The organism is Mesobacillus sp. (assembly GCF_047739415.1).
Classification (GTDB): Bacteria; Bacillota; Bacilli; order Bacillales; family Cytobacillaceae; genus Mesobacillus.
This window is the reverse complement of record NZ_JBIQOE010000026.1, coordinates 1-25,036: the sequence shown is the minus strand read 5'-3', so window position 1 is coordinate 25,036 and position 25,036 is coordinate 1. Positions and strand designations below refer to the sequence as shown.

General features: G+C 40.7%; 28 protein-coding genes. 25 read left to right on the top strand and 3 right to left on the bottom strand.

Translation table 11 applies throughout. The features are described 5' to 3' along the window. The 5 genes from ACH0QE_RS02030 to ACH0QE_RS02010 all read left to right on the top strand — a co-directional run. On the top strand, positions 1–963 hold a 963-nt coding region (locus ACH0QE_RS02030), incomplete at its 5' end, for a dihydroxy-acid dehydratase (RefSeq protein WP_415799071.1). 81 nt (positions 964–1,044) lie between these two features. After that, entirely contained in the window at positions 1,045–1,479 is a 435-nt protein-coding gene (locus tag ACH0QE_RS02025; protein WP_415799070.1) for a BrxA/BrxB family bacilliredoxin, read from the top strand. 151 nt (positions 1,480–1,630) lie between these two features. After that, complete coding sequence (locus ACH0QE_RS02020) at positions 1,631–2,407, top strand: class I SAM-dependent methyltransferase (RefSeq protein WP_415799069.1); 777 nt, start codon at positions 1,631–1,633, stop codon at positions 2,405–2,407. Between the two features lie 425 nt (positions 2,408–2,832). Next, positions 2,833–3,414 carry a YpjP family protein gene (locus ACH0QE_RS02015; protein ID WP_415799068.1) on the top strand — a complete coding sequence of 194 codons (582 nt, stop codon included), beginning with the start codon at positions 2,833–2,835 and terminating at the stop codon, positions 3,412–3,414. A gap of 166 nt (positions 3,415–3,580) precedes the next feature. After that, positions 3,581–4,369: a TerC family protein gene (locus tag ACH0QE_RS02010; RefSeq protein WP_415799067.1), complete on the top strand. Its 789-nt coding sequence runs from the start codon at positions 3,581–3,583 to the stop codon at positions 4,367–4,369. A 62-nt stretch (positions 4,370–4,431) separates the two neighbouring features. Here the strand turns inward: ACH0QE_RS02010 and ACH0QE_RS02005 are convergent, their stop codons facing one another. After that, on the bottom strand, positions 4,432–4,692 hold the full coding sequence (locus ACH0QE_RS02005; protein WP_415799066.1) for a hypothetical protein: 261 nt from the start codon (positions 4,690–4,692) through the stop codon (positions 4,432–4,434). A gap of 219 nt (positions 4,693–4,911) precedes the next feature. On the opposite strand from ACH0QE_RS02005, the gene ACH0QE_RS02000 reads away from it, so the two are divergent. From ACH0QE_RS02000 to ACH0QE_RS01975, 6 genes are all read left to right on the top strand, one after another. Next, positions 4,912–6,474, top strand: a complete 1,563-nt coding sequence (locus ACH0QE_RS02000) for a YceG family protein (RefSeq protein ID WP_415799065.1) — start codon at positions 4,912–4,914, stop codon at positions 6,472–6,474. An 80-nt stretch (positions 6,475–6,554) separates the two neighbouring features. Beyond that, a complete protein-coding gene (locus tag ACH0QE_RS01995) occupies positions 6,555–7,655 on the top strand; it encodes a toxic anion resistance protein (protein ID WP_415799074.1) in 1,101 nt (366 codons plus the stop codon). A 218-nt stretch (positions 7,656–7,873) separates the two neighbouring features. After that, positions 7,874–8,575 carry an anthrax toxin lethal factor-related metalloendopeptidase gene (locus tag ACH0QE_RS01990; protein WP_415799064.1) on the top strand — a complete coding sequence of 234 codons (702 nt, stop codon included), beginning with the start codon at positions 7,874–7,876 and terminating at the stop codon, positions 8,573–8,575. A 157-nt stretch (positions 8,576–8,732) separates the two neighbouring features. After that, positions 8,733–9,527, top strand: coding sequence for a thymidylate synthase (locus tag ACH0QE_RS01985; RefSeq protein ID WP_415799063.1), 795 nt, complete (start codon positions 8,733–8,735; stop codon positions 9,525–9,527). Next, positions 9,524–10,012: a dihydrofolate reductase gene (locus tag ACH0QE_RS01980; RefSeq protein WP_415799062.1), complete on the top strand. Its 489-nt coding sequence runs from the start codon at positions 9,524–9,526 to the stop codon at positions 10,010–10,012. Before ACH0QE_RS01985 ends, ACH0QE_RS01980 begins: the two co-directional genes overlap by 4 nt. A 187-nt stretch (positions 10,013–10,199) precedes the next feature. Then, the gene (locus ACH0QE_RS01975) at positions 10,200–10,931 is read left to right on the top strand and encodes a lysophospholipid acyltransferase family protein (protein ID WP_415799061.1); all 732 of its coding nucleotides are present in this window, start codon (positions 10,200–10,202) and stop codon (positions 10,929–10,931) included. Between the two features lie 83 nt (positions 10,932–11,014). Here the strand turns inward: ACH0QE_RS01975 and ACH0QE_RS01970 are convergent, their stop codons facing one another. Beyond that, positions 11,015–11,236: a hypothetical protein gene (locus ACH0QE_RS01970; protein WP_415799060.1), complete on the bottom strand. Its 222-nt coding sequence runs from the start codon at positions 11,234–11,236 to the stop codon at positions 11,015–11,017. A gap of 160 nt (positions 11,237–11,396) precedes the next feature. Here ACH0QE_RS01970 and ilvA point away from each other — a divergent pair, with 160 nt between their 5' ends. The 10 genes from ilvA to ACH0QE_RS01920 all read left to right on the top strand — a co-directional run bounded on the left by ilvA (position 11,397) and on the right by ACH0QE_RS01920 (position 20,622). Next, positions 11,397–12,665 (top strand): threonine ammonia-lyase IlvA, encoded by a 1,269-nt coding sequence (ilvA, locus tag ACH0QE_RS01965; protein WP_415799059.1) that lies wholly within the window; start codon positions 11,397–11,399, stop codon positions 12,663–12,665. Between the two features lie 172 nt (positions 12,666–12,837). Beyond that, positions 12,838–13,041, top strand: a complete 204-nt coding sequence (locus ACH0QE_RS01960) for a twin-arginine translocase TatA/TatE family subunit (RefSeq protein ID WP_023627655.1) — start codon at positions 12,838–12,840, stop codon at positions 13,039–13,041. A gap of 101 nt (positions 13,042–13,142) precedes the next feature. Then, positions 13,143–13,916, top strand: a complete 774-nt coding sequence (tatC, locus tag ACH0QE_RS01955; protein WP_415799058.1) for a twin-arginine translocase subunit TatC — start codon at positions 13,143–13,145, stop codon at positions 13,914–13,916. A 256-nt stretch (positions 13,917–14,172) separates the two neighbouring features. Then, positions 14,173–14,424, top strand: coding sequence for a DUF2535 family protein (locus ACH0QE_RS01950; RefSeq protein WP_023627657.1), 252 nt, complete (start codon positions 14,173–14,175; stop codon positions 14,422–14,424). Positions 14,425–14,630: 206 nt separating this feature from the next. Beyond that, complete coding sequence (locus ACH0QE_RS01945; protein ID WP_415799057.1) at positions 14,631–15,473, top strand: DegV family protein; 843 nt, start codon at positions 14,631–14,633, stop codon at positions 15,471–15,473. A gap of 163 nt (positions 15,474–15,636) precedes the next feature. Continuing rightward, positions 15,637–17,262 carry an ATP-binding protein gene (locus ACH0QE_RS01940; protein ID WP_415799056.1) on the top strand — a complete coding sequence of 542 codons (1,626 nt, stop codon included), beginning with the start codon at positions 15,637–15,639 and terminating at the stop codon, positions 17,260–17,262. Positions 17,263–17,336: 74 nt separating this feature from the next. Further along, positions 17,337–18,311: a nucleoside hydrolase gene (locus tag ACH0QE_RS01935; protein ID WP_415799055.1), complete on the top strand. Its 975-nt coding sequence runs from the start codon at positions 17,337–17,339 to the stop codon at positions 18,309–18,311. A gap of 98 nt (positions 18,312–18,409) precedes the next feature. Continuing rightward, entirely contained in the window at positions 18,410–18,994 is a 585-nt protein-coding gene (locus ACH0QE_RS01930; RefSeq protein ID WP_415799054.1) for an SCO family protein, read from the top strand. Between the two features lie 195 nt (positions 18,995–19,189). Beyond that, the gene (locus ACH0QE_RS01925; protein ID WP_415799053.1) at positions 19,190–20,002 is read left to right on the top strand and encodes an SGNH/GDSL hydrolase family protein; all 813 of its coding nucleotides are present in this window, start codon (positions 19,190–19,192) and stop codon (positions 20,000–20,002) included. 35 nt (positions 20,003–20,037) lie between these two features. Next, the gene (locus tag ACH0QE_RS01920) at positions 20,038–20,622 is read left to right on the top strand and encodes a YpmS family protein (RefSeq protein WP_415799052.1); all 585 of its coding nucleotides are present in this window, start codon (positions 20,038–20,040) and stop codon (positions 20,620–20,622) included. Positions 20,623–20,771: 149 nt separating this feature from the next. Here ACH0QE_RS01920 and ACH0QE_RS01915 read toward each other — a convergent pair whose 3' ends face one another. Beyond that, positions 20,772–21,533, bottom strand: coding sequence for a DUF4397 domain-containing protein (locus tag ACH0QE_RS01915; RefSeq protein ID WP_415799051.1), 762 nt, complete (start codon positions 21,531–21,533; stop codon positions 20,772–20,774). A 360-nt stretch (positions 21,534–21,893) separates the two neighbouring features. On the opposite strand from ACH0QE_RS01915, the gene rsgA reads away from it, so the two are divergent. The 4 genes from rsgA (at position 21,894) to ACH0QE_RS01895 (ending at position 24,591) form a co-directional block, all read left to right on the top strand. Continuing rightward, on the top strand, positions 21,894–22,943 hold the full coding sequence (rsgA, locus tag ACH0QE_RS01910; RefSeq protein ID WP_415799073.1) for a ribosome small subunit-dependent GTPase A: 1,050 nt from the start codon (positions 21,894–21,896) through the stop codon (positions 22,941–22,943). A 141-nt stretch (positions 22,944–23,084) separates the two neighbouring features. Next, positions 23,085–23,624 (top strand): peptide-methionine (S)-S-oxide reductase MsrA, encoded by a 540-nt coding sequence (gene msrA, locus ACH0QE_RS01905; protein WP_415799050.1) that lies wholly within the window; start codon positions 23,085–23,087, stop codon positions 23,622–23,624. Next, the gene (gene msrB, locus ACH0QE_RS01900) at positions 23,624–24,058 is read left to right on the top strand and encodes a peptide-methionine (R)-S-oxide reductase MsrB (RefSeq protein WP_415799072.1); all 435 of its coding nucleotides are present in this window, start codon (positions 23,624–23,626) and stop codon (positions 24,056–24,058) included. Before msrA ends, msrB begins: the two co-directional genes overlap by 1 nt. Positions 24,059–24,090: 32 nt before the next feature. Further along, positions 24,091–24,591: a PTS sugar transporter subunit IIA gene (locus ACH0QE_RS01895; RefSeq protein ID WP_415799049.1), complete on the top strand. Its 501-nt coding sequence runs from the start codon at positions 24,091–24,093 to the stop codon at positions 24,589–24,591. Positions 24,592–25,036: the final 445 nt, after the last annotated feature.

Genomic DNA, 25,036 nt, shown 5'->3' with positions numbered 1-25,036 from the left:
CCAAGACAGATTTTAACGAAGGAAGCCTTTGAAAATGCGATTACAGTCGTAATGGCTCTTGGAGGATCCACAAATGCCGTTCTTCATTTAATGGCCATAGCACATGCTGCAGAAGTCAATCTTACGCTGGATGATTTCAACAGAATCCAGGAAAGAGTACCTCATCTAGCGGACTTGAAGCCAAGCGGCAAATATGTGATGCAGGACCTTTTTGAGGCTGGAGGAGTGCCGGCAGTAATGAAACTTTTATTGAAAGAAGGAATGCTGCACGGCAATTGCCTCACGGTTACGGGAAAAACACTCGAAGAAAACCTTAAGGATTATCCTGACTTAAAACCTGGCCAAAAAGTAATCCGACCTGCGGAACAGCCTTTTAGAAAGGACGGGCCGCTAGTTGTTTTAAAAGGTAATCTTGCACCAGACGGCGCTGTAGCGAAAGTGTCGGGCTTAAAGGTCAAAACCATGACTGGTCCTGCAAAGGTTTTTAATGATGAAGAGTCGGCGTCCAAAGCAGTAATGTCTGATGAAATTGTCGCTGGAGATGTACTGGTGATTCGTTATGAGGGACCAAAAGGCGGACCAGGAATGCCAGAAATGCTGAGCTTATCAGCGATACTGGTTGGTAAAGGCCTTGGTGAAAGTGTTGCACTGCTTACAGATGGGAGATTCTCCGGGGGAAGCCATGGGCTGGTTATTGGCCATATTGCCCCTGAAGCACAGGTTGGCGGTCCTATTGCATTGATAAAAGATGGAGATATGATCACGGTTGACAGTGATCAGAAACTGATTTCGGTTGTCTTAAGTGAGGAAGAGCTGGCTGCCCGCAGGCAGAGCTGGACTCCGCCATCACTTCCTTCGAGAGGGACATTGGCTAAATACGCAAGACTTGTATCTTGTTCCTCCAAAGGCGCTGTAACAGATCTATTCGAAGGAAAAACAATCCAGGATCCTGTGCATTCCTAGAGTGATACGTTCTTTTATTGCGTTTGGTATAAATAATATAGTATGCTAACACTGCAAACTATCGTTTGGGAGGGATTTATTATGTCAATGGCATATGAAGAATATATGAGACAAATGGTAAAGCCGATGCGTGAGGAATTGACACGTGCGGATTTCAAGGAATTGCTTACCGCGGATGAAGTTGAAAATTTCATGGAAAATGCAGAAGGAACAACGCTTGTCGTAGTTAACTCTGTTTGTGGTTGTGCTGCGGGTCTTGCTCGTCCGTCTGCAACTCAAGCAATCTTACGCACTGAGAAGAAGCCAGACAATCTTGTGACTGTTTTTGCTGGTCAGGATAAAGAAGCAACTGCAAAAATGCGTGAGTACTTCACAGGTCTTGAGCCTTCATCACCTTCAATGGCGTTGTTGAAAGGCAAAGAAGTCGTTCATTTCATTCCTCGCCATGATATCGAAGGACAGCCAATGGAAGCAATCATGGATAACTTAACATCCGCCTTTGATTCTCATTGCTAGGCACTTGTTGGCTTTAACAAAGGAAAAATTAATGGACAACTCTAAAGAGCATTGTAGTTTTAACGTTAAACAGCGATGCTAAAAAAGTTCGAAAAGGATGTCTACGGACGTCCTTTTCTTTGTATTCGAATAGTGTCAGGGGGTGTTAGGCATGTTTGTGACAACAGCAGGCAGGACCAATGAGGATATGATAGCTAAAGCAAGAGCTATAGCCCTTGAGCTTAAAGTGGATTTCGTTTCAAGGAAAAAGAGGTCAGTATCGGCGATCCAGGAAATCGTGAAGGATGACTGCCTGGTAGTTGGCAAAGACCGGCTTGAGCTTTTTCCGCTGGGAGCTACAGAGCCTTTCTTTTTTCACCCAAATTCCGCTATGTTCCGAATCAAAAGATTAATGAAAGGGGAAAGCGATCCCCTCATAGATGCAGCAAAACTGCAGGAAGGGCTGAGTTTTCTTGACTGTTCGCTTGGTCTCGGTTCGGATAGTATCGTAGCTAGCTTTGTTGTAGGTGAGTCAGGTTCTGTCACAGGAATAGAAGCAAGATCGGAGCTCGCATATTTAGTCAAAACTGGACTTAAAGCTTGGGATTCAGGAATAGAAGCCATTGATAAGGCTATGGGCAAAATAAAAGTTCTCCATGGATATTCATTGGAATACCTCAAGGCACAAGGAGACAACAGCATAGATTGTGTTTATTTTGATCCGATGTTCGATGAATCGATTTTAGAGTCAGACGGAATAAGGGGTTTGACCCACTTCGCTGTTTACGATGGACTCTCACAAGAAGTCATTGAACAAGCATATCGTGTTGCCAGGGAATGTGTTGTCCTGAAAGACCATTTCAGAAGCAGCCGTTTTGATGATTTTGGCTTCGAAGTATACAGAAGAAAGACTGCAAAGTTCCATTTTGGAGTCATAGAAAAAGAATGAGGCTGGACCTCATCCTTTTTCTATGTAAAGTACCCGCCCATTATTGAAATGGTCCGGAGAAATATTTTTTCTTGACAAACAATAAAGAGCTGATTACTGTCCGTCCCTTCATTTCCTATTTAATCAGCAATTGCCAAATAGACAAAATAAGCAAGCGTAATCAGGCTGACTGCAACAGCGACCCACTCCATACTTTTGACCTCCCTTTTTCACTTAAATCATGAAGCCTCTAATATTTCCTTATTACCATTTTTGAAAAATCTGAAACCCTTTGCCCAATTTTACGTATAAACAAGTTATAATAATACTAAGCATATTTTTTTATTATGACCAATTCAGATTATTACTACACACATGTATATTTAACTTAGACAGATTGATATTTTTACAGATATTATTCCTATTTACATAAGGATGTGATCCACATGCCCGCATGGCTGCGCAAATCGCTTGTTGTCGTGATCTCCATGGTTACATTTGGGATGGTGTCTCCTGCCCAGGTTAATGGGTTTCTGACAACTACAACAGAAAGATCTGAAAAATCGACCGCTGCTGAAACAAGTTTCGTTGATTCGCTCGAAGTCCCCTTAGATGAGGAAGCGGAGAGGGAAATGTTCATAAACAGGACAATGATGGAAGCGGAACAACAATCTTTCCAGAAATTCGGTGGGAAAATTGGTCCTGTGATTGAGGATGAATTCAGGCAAACTATTTTACCAAACATTGAAAAGGCAATCGAGATGGTAGCTTACCAGTTTCCCGGAGAAAAGCTGAATTCTCTCCGTATCACGGAAATACCTGGTGGTGGAGAGTCTGAAAAAATATTCCATATAATCGGGGATAATGGAAAGGATATAATCCGATTTCACGTCAGAAGGGACCAGCCGCCGAAGGATGGTTTCTGGTTTAATTTCCATTACCACACTTATCATGATAGCTTCCAGACCCATTACGAACTTGGGAGAATTTTCTGGGCGAAAAATACTCCGCCTAAATGGAAAAGTTGAGGATCACCTCCGGAAAAAAACAATAAAACAAGCATGAATCTCATTTATTTTGGCAGATTTAGGACTTAAATTGGGGAAAACGAAATAAGTTTTTATAGAGGCCCGGCTAATGCTGGGTTTTTCTATACAATTCCTAAGAACCAAAAAAATGGGAGGAACATCTAGAATGGCAGACATATTACAAGGGTTTGTTGACACTTATGTCCAGTTTTTCAATTGGGATATGTGGATCGAGGTTTTAACGGATCCTGTCAGCTGGGGTCTAATCGGGACACTCGTCATCCTCGAAGGGCTTTTATCTGCTGATAATGCCCTGGTGCTGGCAGTGATGGTAAAACACTTGCCGGAAAAACAGAGGAAAAGGGCGTTATTCTATGGATTACTGGGCGCATACGCCTTCAGGTTCATCGCAATTGGGATAGGTGTTTATTTAATCGAGTTCTGGTGGGTGAAAGTATTCGGCGCAGGTTATCTGGCCTGGCTGGCAATTAAATACTTTATCGAAAAGAAAAAAGGGGAAAGTCAGGATAGCGGGGAAGTTGCAGGAATCAATCAGAGCGGCCTGCTGATCCGGTTGTTTGGTACATTTTGGGGTACGGTTGCCGCAGTGGAATTGATGGATATCGCATTCTCTGTGGACAGCGTCCTGGCGGCTTTGGGCATCAGCGAGGAAGTATGGGTCCTGCTTCTTGGCGGTATGCTGGGTGTCTTGATGATGCGAGGAGTTGCGGGGGTATTCCTTAAATTAATTGAAAAGATCCCTGAACTTGAGACGACTGCCTACATCCTGATTTTTATCATATCCGCAAAAATGTTGGCTGGCGTCTTTGGCATCCACATAGAACATGCTTATTTCTTTATTCTTTTGCTAATTACTTTTACGGCAACTTTTGTCGTCCACTACATGAACAAGAAAAAGGCTGAAGCAAGTGAGCAGCAAAAGAATGTCCAATAATGGAACCTAGGAACGGATACAGGTCTGTTCCTTTTTTTATTTTCCTAAAACGAACATAAATCCTACTTTTCGTGATAATCGATGATTACTCTTACTGTCTTCCTGACAAACAAGAATAAGCAGGCAAATGATACATATATGAGTAAAAAGGTGCCTGTGAAGTGGAGTAAAGGGGAGGAGGCAGGAATGATTAAGACGGTGAAAATAAGTGAATAGAATAAAAGATCAAGTAAAACAAAATGACCCGAACACATAGCCTGGATGACCTTCCGTAACTCCAACTGCAAATCTTCAATAGGCTCTCTTTTAAAAATAAATCGCATGTGAATTCACCTTCCAGGTTTAAGTATTCATCTATATGCATGGACAAGAATAAAGGTGAAATTCAGGATTTATGAACTTTCTTGAAACTTTTGATAATCTGGTCCGTACTGCTATTACAAGCCCAAAAGGTGTTTATTATATATGGTATGATAATTAGTATAATCAGACAATTTAAATCATTAATTTTTAGATTATCGTCCTCAGCGGGAAGTGATTCTATGTATTCGCCAATGAACAAATTAATAATACATCCATTGCCTGTTACATATGACAACTGGTTGGATTTGTTAAATACTCCAACAAGAGAGAGGCTATTTTACAAAAAAGATGGAGCTATCATACATATCGGCCAAGTCAATGCCAGTTTTATAGGCATTCCACAGGATGAAGTTGAGTATTATAACCAATTGTTTGTCTATGTTCACTCAAATGGACTAATCTTATTAAGCGATCTTTTACTGAATAATTCAATGGATCACCCTCATGTAAAATCAAACCAGAAAATAACCGAATTTAGCAATGAACAACACTTGTCAATCAAACAATTAGTGGCACTCCTTGATCAAGAAAATTTACTGCCGACATCAGAAAACTCCCTGATAAATAGACAGATAAGGGAAGCAGCAATTAAAATGGTCGAACTGTATTTAAGAAATGAAAAAGACGGGCTGGCGAGCAAGGAGTTCATCACTGTACTTAACGATGTCATAGGATGGATATTCCACCACCTTAACGACCATTTAAAGAAAGCAGACCCTGAGGAGGGTATGCCTGCCTTTCTCTGGTATGGAAACTACAGGAAAAGCCATCAGTACCTGTTATACTTTCTGATTGAACTTGGGTGCGATCTGGTTACTTTCACGCCGGCGGGAAATGACGTATTAGCCATAACCGCGCTTAAAAGGGAGAAAAAATTTGTCCATATTTTTCCGGAGACAGGTGTACCAATGCCGTTTCCAATGGAAAAAAGTATGCAGACCACTACAGTGGCATACCGGGCATCTAAGGAAATTGAAAAATTACTAAACTATGAGGGCTCGATTTTTTATAAACCATGGCAGCTGAGAGATTATGTACCTCATGTCATTACCCTGAAGACTACATATGACGAATTGTTTATAGTTGCCAGGGAGAAGGCGATGATCAGACCATATTTCGAAGTAGAGAACAGAATTGTTCAAATTCCTTCCTTGTTTGCAAAAATTAATGGCGTCACAAGTAATCGTCGTGAGTATTGGAACCGCCTTCATGGATTAATTTTGCAGGAAAATACCTATCTCGTTAAAAGTTTGCCATTTTCTCCAGGTACAAACAATGACTTCCGATTTCATTATCGTAAGTCTTTGGACAATGGCGGACTGCTCAATCCGGAAAAGATGGTAGGTTCCAGTTATTGGAAGTATAAGCACCTGCCTTCTGGCCTTCAAAAAGGCATTGCTTCAGCAATCAGAAATATATGTGCTAGACCGCAACTGAAGCCTCTGAACAGTGAAAAAGAGGATGATGTAAAGGTATATTTGTTCAACCAGGCAATGCAGATACCGGAATTTATTTTAAAAATGCTGCAGAAATTCGATTACTCCCAATACGTGCCTAAGTTGTTCGTTTTTAATAATCAACTCAATGGATCGCTGACGAGGCCAGATGCTGCTCTCCTGCTGTTATTAAATCAATTAGGTGTTGATTTGGTGATTTATAACCCAGCTGGCCACAATGACATAGAAAAATTCATCGACAAAGGGCGCATTCGTATCCCACTGGCTGGAGGATGTTGTATTTGAACAAGAGCTAAAGGAACCTCCCGCATTTAAAAAAGTGATTTTTCAAGGCATCTTAAAAATCCTAAGGAGAGATTAAGTTGATGAATCCTATTCATGATCAAAATGCCAGCTCTTCAATTGAAAATTTTGAGGAACAGTTGAGTAGAGCGACGGTTTCTGATATAAAGTTGGCATTGAGGAATGAGCCTGAGGTGCAGAGTCTGGCACGAAGCATTGATGAACACGATATCATCAAAATTCTAGATTACGGCAAGGAACCAGCTGTTGAAGTTTCCCGCTTCTCTGATCAAATCCTGGCCGTAATGCGGACGAACAATGTAGAGGATTCAGGACAGTTACTCAAGCAGCTAGGCAAGATCATGGATCGGTTTGATAAAAAGGATTTTGAAAAAGCTTCTGGTGGACTGATTAGCAGGCTATTCAAGAGAAGCGAAAAGATGCTTGATAGGCTCTATAGCAAATACCAGTCTATGGGAAAGGAAATAGAACAGGTATATGTGAAAATCTCAAAATACCAGAGTGAGATGACAGAGATGACGTCCATGCTTGAACGCATGTATGAACAGAACCATCAATATTACCTGACCCTTGAAAAATATGTGGTGGCTGCAGAACTGAAGCTGAATGAATTGAAAACAACAAAGCTTCCGCAACTTGAACAAGACGCATTGAATAGTGATCAAATGTCATCAATGGAACTAGATTCACTTCGCAATGCAGTTGAGCTTCTTGAACAAAGAATCTATGACCTTGGAATGGCGAAAGTGGTCGCACTGCAGACTGCACCTCAAATAAAGCTGCTTCAGCGAGGAAACGCCAAGCTGATTGGCAAAATAAACTCGGCATTTGTAACGACCATTCCAATTTTTAAGAATGGCTTAATACAGGCTGTTGCTGCAAAAAGACAAAAGTTGGTGGCAGAATCAATGAAAGAGCTAGACCGGCGCACGAATGAAGTGATGATCAGGAGTGCCAAGAACATTGCCGGACAAAGTGTTGATATTGCCCGACTATCAGGTACACCTGGCATCAAGATTGAGACGATTGAAGAATGCTTTCATATTATCCTTAAGGGGATGAAGGAAACAAAGGCTATTGAGGAAGAAAACAAGCGCTTGCGTGAAGAAGGCAAGCAAAGCTTGCAAGAGCTACATAAAAAATATAAGAATAGTAAGCAATAGCTGTGTCAAAAAAACTCATCCAAATATTGAATTGGATGAGTTTTTTTTAACTGCCAATATACAGATTCTTTGGCATCTTCCTGAATTTCTCAGCCGGCAGGCAAGCGATCATATGTTATAATTTAATAGAATACTATAGACAATTTCCCTCGGTAAATTACATTCCATCAACCCTTGCTGCATCTTCGAAAAATATACTTCTGGAAAGGGGATAATAAATGCGAAAGATTTTTCAAATATTCGTTGTTATCGTACTTTCCTTCATGCTCCTTGGAAGTTCCAATGCCAATATGGACGGCATCTTTTTATATGAATATCCTAAGCAATCATTGCTTTACGAATCCCTGGATACGGTATCTGCAAGTATTGCCGGAAAGTTAGTGGTCCTTCCAGAGGATGACTTCGACCAGCTGGAAGCAGCTAGAATCATCAGTCGGCTCAGCCTCCTGCCGGAATCGATTATTAAGAAAGCAATCAATCATAATATTAAAGTGAAGTTATTTGAAGGAAACCTTACTGACAATCCAACTGCCAGTCATTTAAAAGGAATCATCCCTCGAGGTTATGTTTCAAAGCGGACTTGGGACCAGGTCCCTGGTATAGGGGGATCACGCGTTGTCCTTGTGAAAATTGGCAGCAGTGAGAAAGGGAAGGGCCATGGATCGGTAAACCTCGAATTGCATGAACTCGCACATTCTCTTGACCGCCATGTTTATGACGGAATCAGGCATGAAGATAGATTTTTGAAAATCTGGAAGCATGAAAGCCGGCTGCTCTTCCCAGGCCGTGACTATTTCCTTGAATATCCTGAGGAATACTTTGCCGAAAGCTTTGCGATGTTCTATATTGGCGGACTGCCGGCCAAACTGCTTAAGGAAGCTGCACCGCAAACCTATCAATATATCGAAGGCCTCAAGTAGGCCTTTTTTGATATTATATTGCATTCTTGCAGGAAATACGGAATCCCATAGCAAAGTAATAAAAGAATTCAAAATAAGGATATATCCTTCCACCATTGTTGATTTATTTGCTAAAATAAGAAAAAGAAATCGAACGTTTTGAAGGGCAGGGAAATTCATGAAACAATATCTAGAACTTTGCGAGCATGTCTTGAATACTGGTGTGAAAAAAGAGGATCGGACAGGTACTGGCACTATCAGTACTTTCGGCTATCAAATGCGCTTTAACCTCCAGGATGGATTTCCGCTGCTAACAACCAAAAAACTCCACTTGAGATCAATCATCCATGAACTACTATGGTTCCTGAATGGCGATACTAATGTGAAATATCTGCAGGAAAATGGGGTACGCATCTGGAATGAGTGGGCAGATGAAAAAGGAGAACTGGGTCCGGTATATGGCAGTCAATGGCGGTCATGGACAGGTGCAAATGGAGAAACGGTAGACCAGATTTCCGAATTGATTCACACAATTAAAACCAATCCTGATTCGAGAAGGATGATTGTCAATGCCTGGAATGTAGCTGAAATCGATAAAATGGCCTTGCCTCCATGTCATTGCATGTTTCAGTTTTATGTAGCTGATGGCAAGCTTTCCTGCCAGTTGTACCAGAGGTCGGCTGATGTGTTTTTGGGCGTGCCATTTAACATCGCTTCCTATGCTCTGCTGACCTTGATGGTCGCTCATGTCTGTGATCTTGAGCCTGGGGAATTCGTTCATACTTTCGGGGATACCCATATTTACTCGAACCACATAGAGCAGGTTCAACTGCAGCTTACTCGGGATCCTAAGCCATTGCCGCAAATGAAAATCAACCCTGAAGTCAAATCAATATTTGATTTTAAATATGAAGACTTTGAGTTGGTTAATTATGAAGCGCATCCGCATATCAAAGGGGTTGTCAGTGTATGATATCACTAATTTGGGCAATGGATGAAAACCGAGTCATAGGATACCATAACCAGCTCCCATGGAGGCTTCCGGAGGACCTGAAGTTCTTCAAGCGTGTGACGATGGGACATCCGATTGCCATGGGAAGGAAGACATATGATTCAATCGGTAAGCCTCTCCCAGGCAGAGAAAATATCGTCATTACTCGTGATGGAAATTACGATCCAGAGGGCTGCACAGTGATGCATTCAATTGAGGAAATGTTAGACTATGCTGCTGGGAATAACTCTGAAGAGATTTTCGTCATCGGCGGCGCGGAGATTTTTAAGGAAGTGCTACCAGAGGCAGACAAGCTTTATTTAACAATGATTCATCATCGGTTTGAAGGAGACACATTTTTTCCAGTTTTCGACATAGAAAAGTGGGAGCTCGAATCCAGGGAAATCGGACTGAAGAATGAAAAAAATCCTTATGATTATGAGTTTTTGATTTATAAGCGGAAGTAATGTCAAAGCAGTCCAGAATTGGACTGCTTTTTTCATGATGCAGTTATCACATTTTTTTGAATTTCGAACATTCGAGACATTAAATCAATAAATTATCCGAAGTGATCTTTAATAAATTCATTGAAGTATATAGTCTTGATTGATCTAATCCATTATAATGACAACAGAATAACCTTAGGAGGAAACAATGCTTCGATTAATCGCTTGTTTTTTGTATATGGGTGGCTATCTTGTTTACACCATACCCAGGCTTTCGAGGATAAATAGATTGCCGAAAAATTTAGATCCAAATGTTAAGAAGCAACTGATTCATAAGACGCCAAAAAATTGGGCAAAAACATTCATGGCACTGACAGGATCACAGGTAGAGGTAGAAGGACTTCATCATATACCTGAAGGTCCGGTTTTGTTTGCCAGTAACCATGAGGGTAATTTTGACATACCTGTTCTTATAGGTGCCATTGGAAAACCTTTCGGCTTCATTTCGAAAATTGAAGTGAAGAAGGTCCCTGTCTTATCTTCCTGGATGGAAGCCATTGATTGTGTCTTTATTGACCGGAAGAATCGTGAAAAAGCTGCCGGCTCAATTATATCAGGAGTAGAACTTTTAAAGAGAGGAAATTCACTTGTGATTTTTCCGGAAGGGACTAGGAGCAAGGGTGGCCCTGTAGGTCTTTTTAAAGCAGGAGGTTTCCGCCTAGCGAAAGATTCTGGTGTTCCGATCGTGCCGGTTTCCATCCAGGGTACCGCTGATGTATTTGAGAAGAACGGCCGTCTTATCAAACCTGCTAAAATAAAAGTGATTATAAGTCCCCCGGTATACAGCCGGCAATATAAGGATAAAGAATTGATTTCCCTTGCTGAAGAAATAAGGGATACGATCATCCAATCCCGGAATGCAAAAAGGATCGCCTCATAAATCATCCTTTAAATGTCAACAGCCCCTGCTTGTCGCAAGGGCTGTTCATTTTTGAAAAGTGGCTGGAAGATGTTATGGAGTTGTTATTCGAAATGTGCAAGGCTATTCATCATTTGGGTGAATTCTGCAGGGATGCAAAAATCATCTGGTTTAAAATTGTCGCGAATCCATCTGACCATTTCCAGCGGACTATTGAAGTACTCTCCGCTTGTATCACTTTTGCGAATCATGTAGCGGCCATTGTCTTCATCAAGTGTAACCTCTACCGGCAAAGCCCCGTCATAACTGTTTAATAAAAATTCCATTTCTCATTCCCTCCAGCTTATTTTCGTTATTATATGTTATTTTACTACCATTTTATTCAACATAAAAGCCTAAAATTTTAAATATTTAAAAAATTCAATACATAATGACATTCCATGTTATAATGGAAAAATTAATATTTTGCAAAGTGAGGGTGACAAAATGGAACAAGAAACAGTGAAGAAAAAATGGGTGAGTGTAGAGGATATCCTGATTGCCTATCGGCATCTTAAAGAGGTTGTTGCCCATACCCCATTGCAATTGAACCAACGTTTATCTGAAAAATATGAAGCTGATATTTACCTGAAACGCGAGGATTTACAGCATGTGCGCTCATTCAAGTTGCGGGGCGCTTATTATTCAATGAAGTTATTGTGGGAAAAAGGGCTTGATAATGGAGTGGTATGTGCTAGTGCAGGAAATCATGCTCAAGGTGTAGCATATGCATGCCGGCAGCTCGGAGTGAACGGGAAGATTTTTATGCCGGCCACAACTCCTGGCCAAAAAATCAGCCAGGTCGAAATGTTCGGGCGAGAGTTTGTTGAGATCATCCTGATCGGGGATACCTTCGATGATTCTTATCGGGAGGCGCAGCAATGTGCTGAAGAAGAAGCAAGGGAATTCATCCACCCATTCGATGATGAAAAAGTTATTGCCGGACAAGGGACCGTTGCGGTGGAGATTTTGAATGATTGTCAGGATTCTGTCGACTACATCATCGCTAGTATTGGCGGCGGCGGCTTGATGGCAGGATTAGGTACATATGTAAAAAGCGTATCACCATCTACTAGGCTAATTGGAGTTGAGCCTAGCGGTGCAGCATCCATGAGTGCTGCTTTTGATCAAAATAGTGTTATTCCCCTAAAGGAAATCGATACATTCGTAGATGGTGCCGCTGTAAAATGTGTTGGCAGTAAGACATATGAAATTTGTAAGGAGAATGTCGATAGACTAGTTGCGGTTCCTGAAGGGAAAGTGTGTTCATCTATTCTTGAGCTATACAATGAGCATGCAATTGTAACCGAGCCGGCAGGAGCTTTGCCAATTGCAGCCCTGGATCTTCTCGGTGATGAGATAAAAGGCAAGTCTGTTGTATGTGTCGTAAGCGGCGGCAATAATGATATCAGCAGGATGCAGGAGATTAAGGAAAGATCACTGCTTCATGAAGGTTTGCTGCATTACTTTATTGTCAATTTCCCACAGCGTGCAGGTGCGTTACGCGAATTCCTTGATGATGTACTGGGGACGGGGGATGACATCACCAGGTTTGAGTACACAAAGAAGAATAATAAAGAAAGCGGGCCCGCTCTTGTCGGAATCGAATTGAAGAGTAAGCATGATTACAAGAGACTGATTGCCAGCATGGAGAATAAGGGTTTCGCCTTCATGGAATTGAATAAGGATAATCAGTTGTTTAATTTACTGGTATAATATTAATAATAGATAATTAAGGATAGATGTTATAAAATAAGAAATGTTACACTTAGTTAGATTACGGTTTCCTTTGTGAATTTCTTATGAACTTTCACTGCATTCCTCCACTTTGAGGAGTAAAAGTACTATAATCATAGTAGATTTACAATATGAAAAAGGAGATGTTGATATGTTATCAAACATCGGAGTTCCTGGATTAATCTTAATCCTTGTGTTAGCCCTAATTATCTTTGGACCAAAGAAGCTTCCAGAAATCGGGCGTGCATTTGGACAGACGCTTCGTGAATTCAAGAAGTCAACTCGTGAATTGACAAGCGACGTCATGGAAGATTTCGAAGAAGAAAAGAAGGAAATTACGAAAGTTACTAAATAAGGTGTAAGATGCTTTTGTCTTACACCTTTTTTCTTAAAGGCTTGTAAATGACAGGCTTTATTAAAGAAATGCACCAAACGGAATTGGCAGGGGATTGTTATATGGACGATAAAGAATTAAATCTTGTGGATCACCTCGATGAGCTGCGGAAAAGGCTGATCATCTCAGCTGTAGCATTCATTGTTTTCTTTGGCATAGGCTTCTTCTATGTTAAAGATATATATAACTTTTTTGTCCGGGATTTGGACGTAAAGTTAATAGTCTTAGGTCCAAGTGATATCGTATGGATTTACTTCATGCTTGCCACCATCATCGCGATTGCTGGTACGATTCCGGTATTGGCCACACAGATTTGGCTTTTTGTCAAACCAGCACTCAGGCCGATTGAAAGGAAAATATCACTTTCGTATATCCCGGCGTTATTCCTACTATTCATCGTTGGTCTTGCTTTTGGCTACTTTGTGATTTTCCCGACAGTTTTGAACTTCCTCGTTGAACTTAGCGGGGATATGCTTGTAACGAACTTTACGGCGGAAAAGTATTTCAAGTTCATCATGAATATGACCCTCCCATTTGGAGTACTGTTCGAATTACCGGTTGTCGTCATGTTTTTGACTTCCCTCGGAGTCATTAATCCTTACGTCCTGGTTAAGGTCAGAAAGTATGCTTACTTTATATTGATTGTGATTTCAGTTATCATTTCACCGCCTGATTTCATGTCAGATATACTGGTTACGATTCCGCTCCTGGTTTTGTATGAAATCAGCGTGAACTTATCCAAATTTGTTTACAGACGGAAGCTCAAGAAGGAAAAAGAATGGCAAGAGCAATACGGGGATATGAACGAGGAGAGCGACGAGGAAACATCCTTGTAATAAAAGAGATGCAGCAAGATTCTTAACAGGTAAAAACAGTCATTCAAACGTGTGGAATTTCCACACGTTTTTTTTACAAAAAAAAAGAATCTTTTCATGATGTTCTTTAGTGTATGTTAGAAAATCATGAGGATTAAAGCCTTATCAGAAATCCCAAAAATCATAAAAAAAATATTAATATCCGCGTAAACAGACACATTTCGACCAGGATTTAGGGTATAATATATTCAAACGGGTATAAAAGAGGATTGATATTTTGTTATTCAAAAGCCTAGAGTTCAAAAATGTTGTTGGACAGAAGGTTAAAGTCGTGGATATTCCTGTGTTGGAAGAAGAGAGCACCTATTATTTTATGATCCAAGTCCGTTTGCAAACTTTTATAACAGCGATCTATCAGGAAAGAAACGCAAAAAAGTTTTATTCTTTTAAAGAGTATTTAAAAAGAGTTATGAAGTGGCCGGATTATGAGCAGTTATTCAAATCGGCTGAATTGAAAAATAACGCCTGATGATTCATTTTTGAAGCGCCTCGACAAAGGCGCTTTTGTTCTTTTTACAGGGTTAATCTTTGGCCTAACCAATCATGATATATTTCTATTTTACAGAATTCCTCGCATTCTAAGACAAATATCAAGAATGAATGTAAATATTTTTATTTGCATTTCAGAATAGGTATAATGGTGATAGTCTAGTGTTTTGATAGGGATGTGAATTTATGGCTAAAATCAAGATTGTAACTGATTCTACTTGTGACTTGAATGATGAACTCATTGAAAAATGGGGGATTATCGTAGTCCCTTTATCTATTTCTATTAATGGTGAAAATTATTTAGATAGAGTTGATATCACTCCAAAAGAATTCATGGAAAAAATGAAAGCTTCTTCAGAATTGCCAAAGAGCTCGCAGCCGCCTGCCGGGGAATTCTTGAAGGTATATGACGAGCTTGCCGCTGACGGTTATGAAATCATTTCAATACATATGACAGGCGGTATGAGCGGTACAGTGCGTTCTGCTGAAAGTGCCGCACAGATGACAAGTGCAAAGGTGAATGTGGTGGATTCCCGCTTTATTTCAAAAGGTTTAGCGTTCCAGGTTCTTGAGGCTGCCCAGATGGCCGCTGACGGTAAATCAGCTGAAGACATAGTAGCAAGGCTAGATGAGATAAGAGAACAGACCCGCCTTTTTGTCGTCGTTGATACCCTTGAGAATCTGGTCAAGGGCGGACGGATTGGCAAAGGAAAAGCGATAATCGGCTCGTTATTGAATATAAAACCGATCGCCTCTCTCGAAGGTGGAGAATATACTCCTGTTTCTAAAGCAAGAAGTCATTCTCAAGTCGTAAAGTATCTTAGAAACCAATTTGCCGCAGATACTGAAGGGAAAACCATTAAAGGGGTAGGGCTTGTTCATGCAGAAGGAGAAGACCTTGCACAGAAAATAAAGGAAGCCGTTTATGAAACCTCTGGATATGATGACTTTATTATCGAAGAAACGACTCCAATTGTAAGTACCCACACGGGCCCTGGCGCTATTGGGTTCATGTATTACTTTGAATAGCTCAATATGAAATATCGTTCAAGTCCTGAAGTGTAAAATTTCAGGACTTTTTTGATCCTTTTTAACTAGCCAAAGTTTTTTAAAAATACAGGATATTTAAAGGTTTATGTCGAATATTTTCAATTATTCACTTTAGCATAGAACGGAATGTGACAATGAAAATATGAAGCTAAATGTAAAGAACCTGCCATTATTCAAAAAGATACTAATGTTCTCATTTATGATCACAACGGTTGTAGTCGTATCGACAATGGGTACGAGTTTCTATCTCCAGTCAAAACAATTGAAAACCCAAATGGCTGACAAGGTTGAAGGAGTCGCAGGAATTTGGTCATCTACAGTTGACCCTGATGATATTAGAAGTGCTGATGAGTTCCGTGATGAGTCAAATCCTTCAATCAGGCGGCTTGAGAAGCTTTTGACCATGGTAGGAGACAAAAGTGCATCATTTCTTGGAGCTTATGTCATACTTCCTGAAGAATATCCAAATCAGAAAGTTTACATTTTGTCTGCGTCAGATATTTATCAGGAATACTCTTTCAATTCCCTGATGTTCTATGATGCAGGCGAAGAGTTTATCAGTGCATTTCGTAATAGTCGGGAAAAGAAGATGATAACGAGTACGGATGTATTCACTGATCAATATGGCTCTTGGATCTCATCCTTCGCCCCAATTACTGATAACAGTGGAAATGTGGTGGCCATTCTTGGGATAGATGCAAAGGCATCCATAATCAAGGAAAATCAAATGGAAATACTCATGCTGTTATTATTAGAGATGGCGGCCATCCTGGCTGTTGTTTATGTAATCCTGCATTGGGGCCTTAGTAAGGTCATGAAACCAGTGGATGACTTGTTTTTTGGCATAAAGGAAATCAGTTCTGGAAATTTCACCGTCAAGCTGCCAGTACATGATCAATCAGAGTTAAGTTTATTGAGTGAAAAATTCAATGAGATGGCTTCCCAGCTCTCCCAACTATTTGAGAGGGTATCAGCAGCATCAAAGCAACTGGGCCAAACATCCCTGGAGGATAAGGAGTCGCTTTTGTTAGAGGAAGCGATCAACACTATGGAGGATATATTTGAACGTACAAAACTTCAGCAGGAGCTTCAGCGTGCCGAGAAAATGAACGCGATAGGCCAGCTGGCTGCCTCTGTTGCCCATGAAATCAGGAATCCTATGACTGTTGTGAAAGGTTTTCTGCAAATTTTCCTTTCTAAAGAGATGTCTGAAGAGGATCATATGTATTTAAAACTTATGATTGAAGAATTGAACAGGGCGGAAACAATCATAAATGACTATTTGAGTCTGGCAAAACCTGATGTTGGAAAACTAGTGATCATCGATGGCAGTGACATGTTGGAGCAGGTAATGGATTTGATGAGTTCTTACGCCATGATGTCAAAAAACATTTCTCTTCATTCTGAAATTAAGGATCAGGTTAAAATCAGAGGCAGTAAAAGTGAATTAAAACAAGTGCTCATCAATATCTTGAAAAATGGCATTGAGGCGATGGGTGATGGTGGAAAGCTTAGCATGACACTGGAAAAGAAAGGCGAGTTCGGTGTATTTATCATCGAGGATACAGGCATTGGCATGACTTCGGAGGAGCTTTCAAGACTTGGTACACCTTTTTATTCGTTGAAAGAACGTGGAACAGGCATGGGGCTGATGGTTTGTTACCAGATTGTTGAAAGGATGAAAGGACAGATAAAGGTATCAAGCATAAAAGGAGAAGGTACCACTTTTGAGATAATGGTCCCATTATTTACGGAAAGCCCTGAGTAAAATTCAGGGCTTTTTATTTTTATTGCCATTATTTTCAAAGGCCTCAATATAATTTAAAAAGGAGGTGCCCGGACTTGATGAAAAAAGTGCTTTTCTTTAGTGATTTTGGGATAGATGACAATATTGCTGTATTATATACGTTTTTTAACAAGGAAATAGATTTGGTTGGTGTTGTTGCCGATTACGGCAATGTTTCAAAACAAGATGCCCTTCGAAATGCCGCTTATTTGCAAAAGCTTACAGGTAGACCTGATGTTCCAGCTTTTGCAGGTGCTGAACTGCCATTGACAGGAGATACTCCTGAATATGTACCTGACGTCCACGGCATTGAAGGACTCGGGCCAATCATCCCTGATATTGATGTGGATTACACTCTTGAAAACTTCCATGGCATCCAGGAAATCATCGAAAAAAATCCGGATGAAATCATTATAGTGAATGTAGGCAGGCTATCATCGCTTGCCGCTGCTTTCATACTCTATCCTGAAACCATGAAAAAAGTAAAGGATTTTTACATTATGGGCGGTGCATTCAATGAACCTGGAAATGTTACCCCAGTGGCTGAAGCGAATTTTTATGGAGATCCATATGCAGCGAATATTGTATTGACACAAGCGAAACCACCTGTGAATATCATTCCGCTAAATGTGACAAGTGGAGCGATCGTGACGCCAGCATTGATCGATGAGTTAGATGCACATTACCAGGCTATAGGTAGTGAAGTAGGAAAGCTGGTGAAGCCAATGTTCGATTATTACTACAAGTTTTATAAGAAGCGGAATCCAGAATTGACTGGTGCCCCTCTCCACGATGTTCTTACATTATGGGCGTTAGTAAATGAAGACCAAGTGGTTTCGCGCGAAATTCCTGTTAAAATTGTCGTGAACAAAGGAGAGGCATTTGGTCAAAGCATCGGAGATTTCAGGAACTCAATTGATAAGGCTGAATATCCAGTCCATAGGGTAGCTGTTAACTTTAGTTATACAGATTTCATTAAAGATTTCTTCACTACGATGAAAAATTCTCAAGTCCATAATGGCACAGGGTAAATGATGATAATTTCACACTTCTTTCATATCTTTTTCTTTCTTCTCTCAAATGCGTCTGCTAGAATTGTCTATGGACATTATTCGAAAGATTGCAGGTGATGATTTTGAAAAAGGTTTTTACGCTACTCATGCTTGCAGCATTAGTCATTGTGGCTGCGGGCTGTGGAAACAGCGGATTAAAGGATGCGAAAAACTATCCTATCGAGGATTTTACTTTCACGAATCAAGATGGTGAACCAGTAAGCAAAGCTGATTTAGAAGGAAAAGTCTGGATGGCGAGCTTTATTTTCACGAATTGTGCGGATGTGTGCCCGCCAATGACGGCAAATATGTCGAAGCTTCAGGATATGATTAAAGAAGAAGGGCTTAAGGACGTGGAGATTGTTTCTTTTAGTGTAGATCCTGCAGTGGACAATCCTGAGGCACTTAAGGAGTATGGAAAGAAGTTCAATGTTGATTTCAAAAACTGGGCGTTCCTTACAGGTTATACACAAGAGGAAATAGAAAAATTCGCGCTTGAAAACTTTAAGACTCTTGTCAAGAAACCGGAGACAGGAGATCAGGTGATTCATGGTACGGATTTTTATCTTGTCGATCAAAACGGGGATATGAGGAAATATTATACCGGATTGAAGGATGTTCCTTTTGAACAAATAATTGAAGATATTAAAGCACTCCAATAGGCCGCATTTGTGGCCTGTTTTTTTGAGTCGAGGAATAAGTGTCTCCCATTTGAACAAAGTAAATAAACATTCGGACCTTCAAAATACGTTGTTAAGTCGGCCGACTAGGATAAAGACTGCAAATAATGCGTGAGTAACGCCTGTAAAGGCATTAAATGTTATAATGATTATACTTTTAAAGGTAGGTGATTAATATTGTTGAAGAAATTCACCTTACTTTATGTAGTACTGGCAATGGTCATGATATTAGGATCCTGCAGTCAGTTTGAAAGTTTGCAAAAAGGGAACTTCAATAAGGTCAAGGAAACAGGAGTGGAAATCAAGGAAGCATTGCCGACTTCATTTTTTCCGAAGGATTTGCATATTGTTGCTGCGGGGGACTCACTCACACAGGGTGTAGGGGACAGTACGAATACAGGCGGATATATCCCATATCTTGCACAGCAGCTTGAAAATGAAAAGACAATTAAGAATGCAAACTTCGAAAATTTTGGTGTAAGAGGGAACCGGACCGACCAGCTTCTGGAAAGACTGAAAAACAAAAATGTCCAATCTTCTATTGAAGAAGCTGACCTGATCATATTAACGATCGGCGGCAATGATTTAATGAAGGTTGTCAAAGAGAATTTTTCAAGTCTTAAGCTAAATCATTTTCAAACAGAACAAAAATTGTTCGCAGAGCAGCTGCAGGAAATTTTCTTGTCAATTCGAAACCAAAATCAAGAAGCTCCGATCGTTTTAGTCGGGCTATACAATCCATTTTACAATTGGTTTGCTGATGTCAAGGAAATGAATTTAATAGTGGATGAGTGGAACGGTCAAAGCCTTTCAATAGTCAAGCAGGACGGGAATGCATACTTTGTCGACATTCATGATATTTTCCTTAATAATGAAGAAAATCTATTATACACTGATTATTTTCACCCAAATGACCGTGGATACCAATTAATTGCTGATCGGATTTATGAAATCCTTGATGAAAAGGTCATTGACTCGATTTCTAACTAAGGTTATAAGAATGGGAAGAGGAGTTATAAAGATTAATGATAAAAAATAAATGGAAAATCGGCTTTTTTATTCTTTTGGGTGTCATTGCTGCAGCCATCCTGTTGATTTGGTTCCTCATAGCTTCTCCAGTAGAGGAAACAAAATTAGAGCCAGGGACGAATGGCTCTGGAACGGATGATGTTGCTTTTAATGTTTCGACAAACAAACGTGATTTAAACAGAGTCATCAATCATTACTTAGAAGAAGAAGTGAAAAATAGTCAGATTGATTATCAAGTTTTGCTGACAGATGAAGTAGAATTATATGGGACGCTTCCACTCTTCAGCCAAGAGCTGGAATTGAAGCTGACCTTTGAACCGCAAGCATTGAAGAATGGTGATTTAATTTTAAACCAGAGATCAATTTCAGTGGGGAAACTCAATCTTCCAGTATCAACGGTACTTAAATTTGTCCGTGACAGCTATGATTTGCCGGATGCTGTAAATATCCAGCCAAAGGAAGAAAGAGTATACGTATCGATGCAGAGGCTGAAGCTGAAAAGTGATATCAAGGTCCGTGTAAATGAATTTGATTTGAAAAAGGACAACATTAAATTTACCCTGCTAGTTCCAGCAGATTAAGAAGGTGCTCTTTAGGGTGCCTTCTTTTTATTTGTTCTGCTTCTCAAGGTATGGGCTAGTAGGTATGGTATAGCCAGAAAAGGTTGGAACAGATCAGAAGTGGAAATGGCCAGTTTGCAAAAAGAAATCAGGCCGGGCGACCGGCCTCATTATCCTTGCAATAAAATTACTTCTATTGGAGGTTCACCTTTAGCAGTGCCCACCGCGATGATTGTGTAGGCATTGTTTGGCTCCAGTTTGACATCGGGGATTGTAACAACCGTATTTTTAGTACCGGCAACTTTTGCTTCTAACGTAACGGTCATTGGATTCAGGGCCAAATAGGTCGTTGCCTGTTTATAAGATACGTTCGGGAATATTACATCTCCATTTTTCCCTGTGATATCTACAGCAGGCGCGTCCGGAGAAAGGTGGATAAATCTGGCTTTTGTTTCTCCTACCGGTGTTTGCTGGTTGTCTTCAAATATTAGCAGCCTTAACTTATTGGCTGGCCCGGCAATGGCTGCTGTATAAATCCGCCCTGGTTCGACCGTAATCTTTTTGCTGATTACTGTAGAAACGCTATCTCCTGCAGGATAGATGTCGACCTGATATTTGCCTGGCTGAAGCTGCATGTGGCTGCTGTTCGTTTTATAACTAAAGTCACGGAGCACTCTGCTGCCATTCACATAAATATCGACGTCCTTTAATTCCGGGGAAGCGTGCAAAAAACGCACCATGGATGGTAATGTGTTCGATTGACCGGCCGGTACAGTATAAGAGCGCATTAACTGGACTGCCTTATTTAAATTACGCAAGTGCTTGTGGTAATACATGACATGTCTATTTGGGTCTAGGTATTTATAATAATTTGCCAATAAATCATACATGGCCGCTTTATGCAGGTAATCATTCTGGTTCCTAATGGACATACCCCTCACTCCTAATTTTATTGAATGCTCAAATGTAAAATATGCAAATTGGGCGCAATAGGTGCGAGACAGCTTCATTGGCTATATATAAAAATTTGAATTAAATCTTTACATGAGGAATGTTTTTCCATATACTATAAATAACTTAACGAGAGGCAGGTGGAGTGCAATGAGCAGGAAGTTAAATGTATTGATGATGTCGGTTACTTGTTGCACGGCCCCTTAACCTAAGCGGATTTAACGACTATTTGTCTTTTTCTCCATGCTTAAGAACCACGGGCTGTGCGTGCCTGTGGTTTTTTATTTTACTAATATGCATGATGGAGGAAAAATGAATTGAAGAACTTTGAAAATATCGGTATGACGGCTGAATTGAGCAGCCATTTTAATGAATATTATCCTAATGGATTCAAGCTCGGCAGAGTAGCATTAGAGCATAAGCATAGTTACAGGGTATGGCTAGAAGATGGAGAATATTTGTGCACTCTAGCTGGCAAATTAACATTTGATGCAATGGGACGTGAAGACCTGCCGGCAGTTGGTGACTGGGTTGCCGTGCAAACTTCTCCAGGGGAAATGCGAGGCATAATCAAGGGGATCTTGCCGCGTAAAAGCAAATTTTCCAGAAAGGCTGCTGGTCAGGTTACCGAGGAGCAAATTGTCGCAGCGAATGTTGATACAGTGTTCATCGTAAATTCGCTCAATGATGATTTGAACCTGAGAAGGATTGAGCGATACCTGCTGCTTGCCTGGGAAAGTGGTTCAAACCCAGTCATCATTTTGAGCAAAGCCGATTTAGTGACAGATTTAAAAGTAAAGATGGATCAAGTTTCATCAGTAGCTATCGGGGTACCTGTAATTGCAGTGAGCGTTCTAGAGGGAACGGGGACCGAGGAAATTCAACCCTATCTTGCGCCAGGTAAAACAGTGGCCTTAATTGGATCGTCAGGAGTCGGCAAGTCCAGCCTTGTCAATTACTTCACAGGATTTGAAAAGCAGCTGGTCCAGGAGATAAGGGAAAGCGATGATAAGGGCAAGCATACTACGACTCATCGGGAAATGGTTCTGCTTCCCGGAGGAGCGATACTAATTGACACACCAGGAATGAGGGAAATTCAGCTATGGTCAAGCGAGGAAGGGATCATCGAGAGCTTCGCGGATATTCAGCAATATGCGGATGGATGCAAATTTCGTGATTGCAGTCATAAGAACGAACCAGGCTGTGCAGTATGGTCAGCGATCAGCAATGGCCTTCTTGATGAAAACAGGCTTGTGAGCTATAAAAAGCTGCAAAAAGAACTTGCTTATATTGACAGGAAGCTGGATAAAAAGGCGCAGGCTGATGAAAAGAAGCACTGGAAAAACATCAGTAAGGAAGTCCGCCACAATGCAAAGTACAAACGGAAATAATGAACAGCCCCTTCCAGAGAAGGGGCTGTTACTGTTTAAGGGTTCTCAATGTGTTTTTTGCTTGAAAAGTTATACAATGGGGAATAAGTATTTGAGTAGAGTTTTTCATTCTAACCAAAGCATGAAAGAAGAGGTGTCACTATGGAAAAAGGTAATCATGAGCAGGCGACATTTGCCGGAGGCTGCTTCTGGTGCATGGTCAAGCCGTTTGATGAGCAGCCGGGGATTGTCAGCGTTGTTTCCGGCTATACTGGAGGCACGACTGAGAATCCTACATATGAGCAGGTTTGCAGCGAGACAACCGGTCATTATGAAGCAGTACAAATTACATTCGATCCAGCTATCTTTCCATATGAAAAGCTGCTGCAGCTCTACTGGCAGCAAATTGATCCAACCGATCCCGGAGGTCAATTTTATGACAGGGGGCAGTCATACCAAACTGCGATTTTTTATCAAAATGAAGAGCAAAGACTGTTAGCTGAAGAATCGAAAAAGAAGCTTGGGGAAAGCGGGGTATTTAAGAAGCCAATCGTAACTCCAATTCTGCCAGCCAAACCATTTTATCCTGCAGAGACATACCATCAGCATTACTATAAGAAAAATCCAGAGAGATATAATGCTTATCATGTTGGTTCAGGACGTTCAGCTTTTATCAGGAATCATTGGGGGGAAAAGAAATGATGAAAAAAGATTCAGAGGAGTTAAAGAAAAAACTGAATCCGATGCAGTATGAGGTTACGCAAAATAACAGGACAGAACCACCGTTCAGGAACGAATACTGGAATGACCTAAGAGAGGGAATATATGTTGATGTTATCTCAGGCAAACCATTATTTAGTTCCAGGGATAAATATGATGCCGGATGCGGCTGGCCAAGTTTCACTAAGCCGATCATGGATGAAGAAATAATTGAAAAACAAGACATGAGCCATTTTATGGTCAGGACTGAAGTGCGGAGCAAAACAGCAGATTCTCATTTGGGCCACGTGTTTGATGACGGTCCTGGAGAGAATGGCTTGCGATATTGCATAAATTCGGCTGCATTGAGGTTTGTTCCGAAGGAAAAAATGGAAGAGGAAGGGTATGGAGAATACCTTAAGCTGTTCCAGGATTAATCATAGCTCTAAGAATGGAAGGAATGATTCATATGTTTAAAAAGCTATTCGGGAAAAAAGAAGAACCTATAAAAACAATCCAGCTGTTAGCACCAATTACGGGGAATGCAGTAAATTTAAGTGCAGTTCCGGATCCTGTTTTTTCTGAAAAAATGATGGGGGACGGATTGGCAATTGAACCGTCAGAGGGAGTTGTCGTATCGCCGATCGATGGTGAAATCATGCAGGTGTTCCCGACTAAGCACGCGGTCGGAATCAGGGCGAAAAACGGAGCAGAAGTATTGATTCATATTGGGTTGGAGACTGTTTCTCTCAAGGGAGAAGGCTTCGAAACTCATGTGAAACAAGGTGATACTGTGAAGGCTGGGGAAAAGCTAGTGACCTTTGATATGGGGATTATCAGCGAAAAGGCAAAGAGTACGATAACACCAGTCATTATAACCAACACAGATCAAGCTGCCTCTTTGAAGGTTTTAACAGAAGGTAATGTCGAAAAAGGAGAGACACCAATCCTTGAGGTGACATTTGAATAGTTGTGTAACTTTATTACGGGTAAATTTGAAAAGTGCCCTTTTAGATAGGGATCGTTTGAAAACAACCATAAAGGCAAAATGAAAACAGCCGCTGACTCAGCGGCTGTTTTCATTAGGCTCTTTTCTCAAACTCTGTTGCTTTTGAATACAGATTAGGATTTCAAGACCTATTTTTTTCGAAAAGTTGACTCTTTTTATGAGAAAAGAGCATGCAAACTTAGTACCGACCTGCAAACTGGCGTTTTATTACGTTAAAATCGGCTTTAGGATTTTAACAACAATCTTTACGAAAACAACGTTGTATTAAGACAACCCCACTGGTAAAAAGCAAGAAAGGTTATTTGTAATTTGTCCTCCGACACGGTAACCGAGCGCTGATGATTTTCCGTTAACAAGAAAACTCCCTGTCAAAATATGTCCTTTTTGTTTACCTTTTTCTGAATTG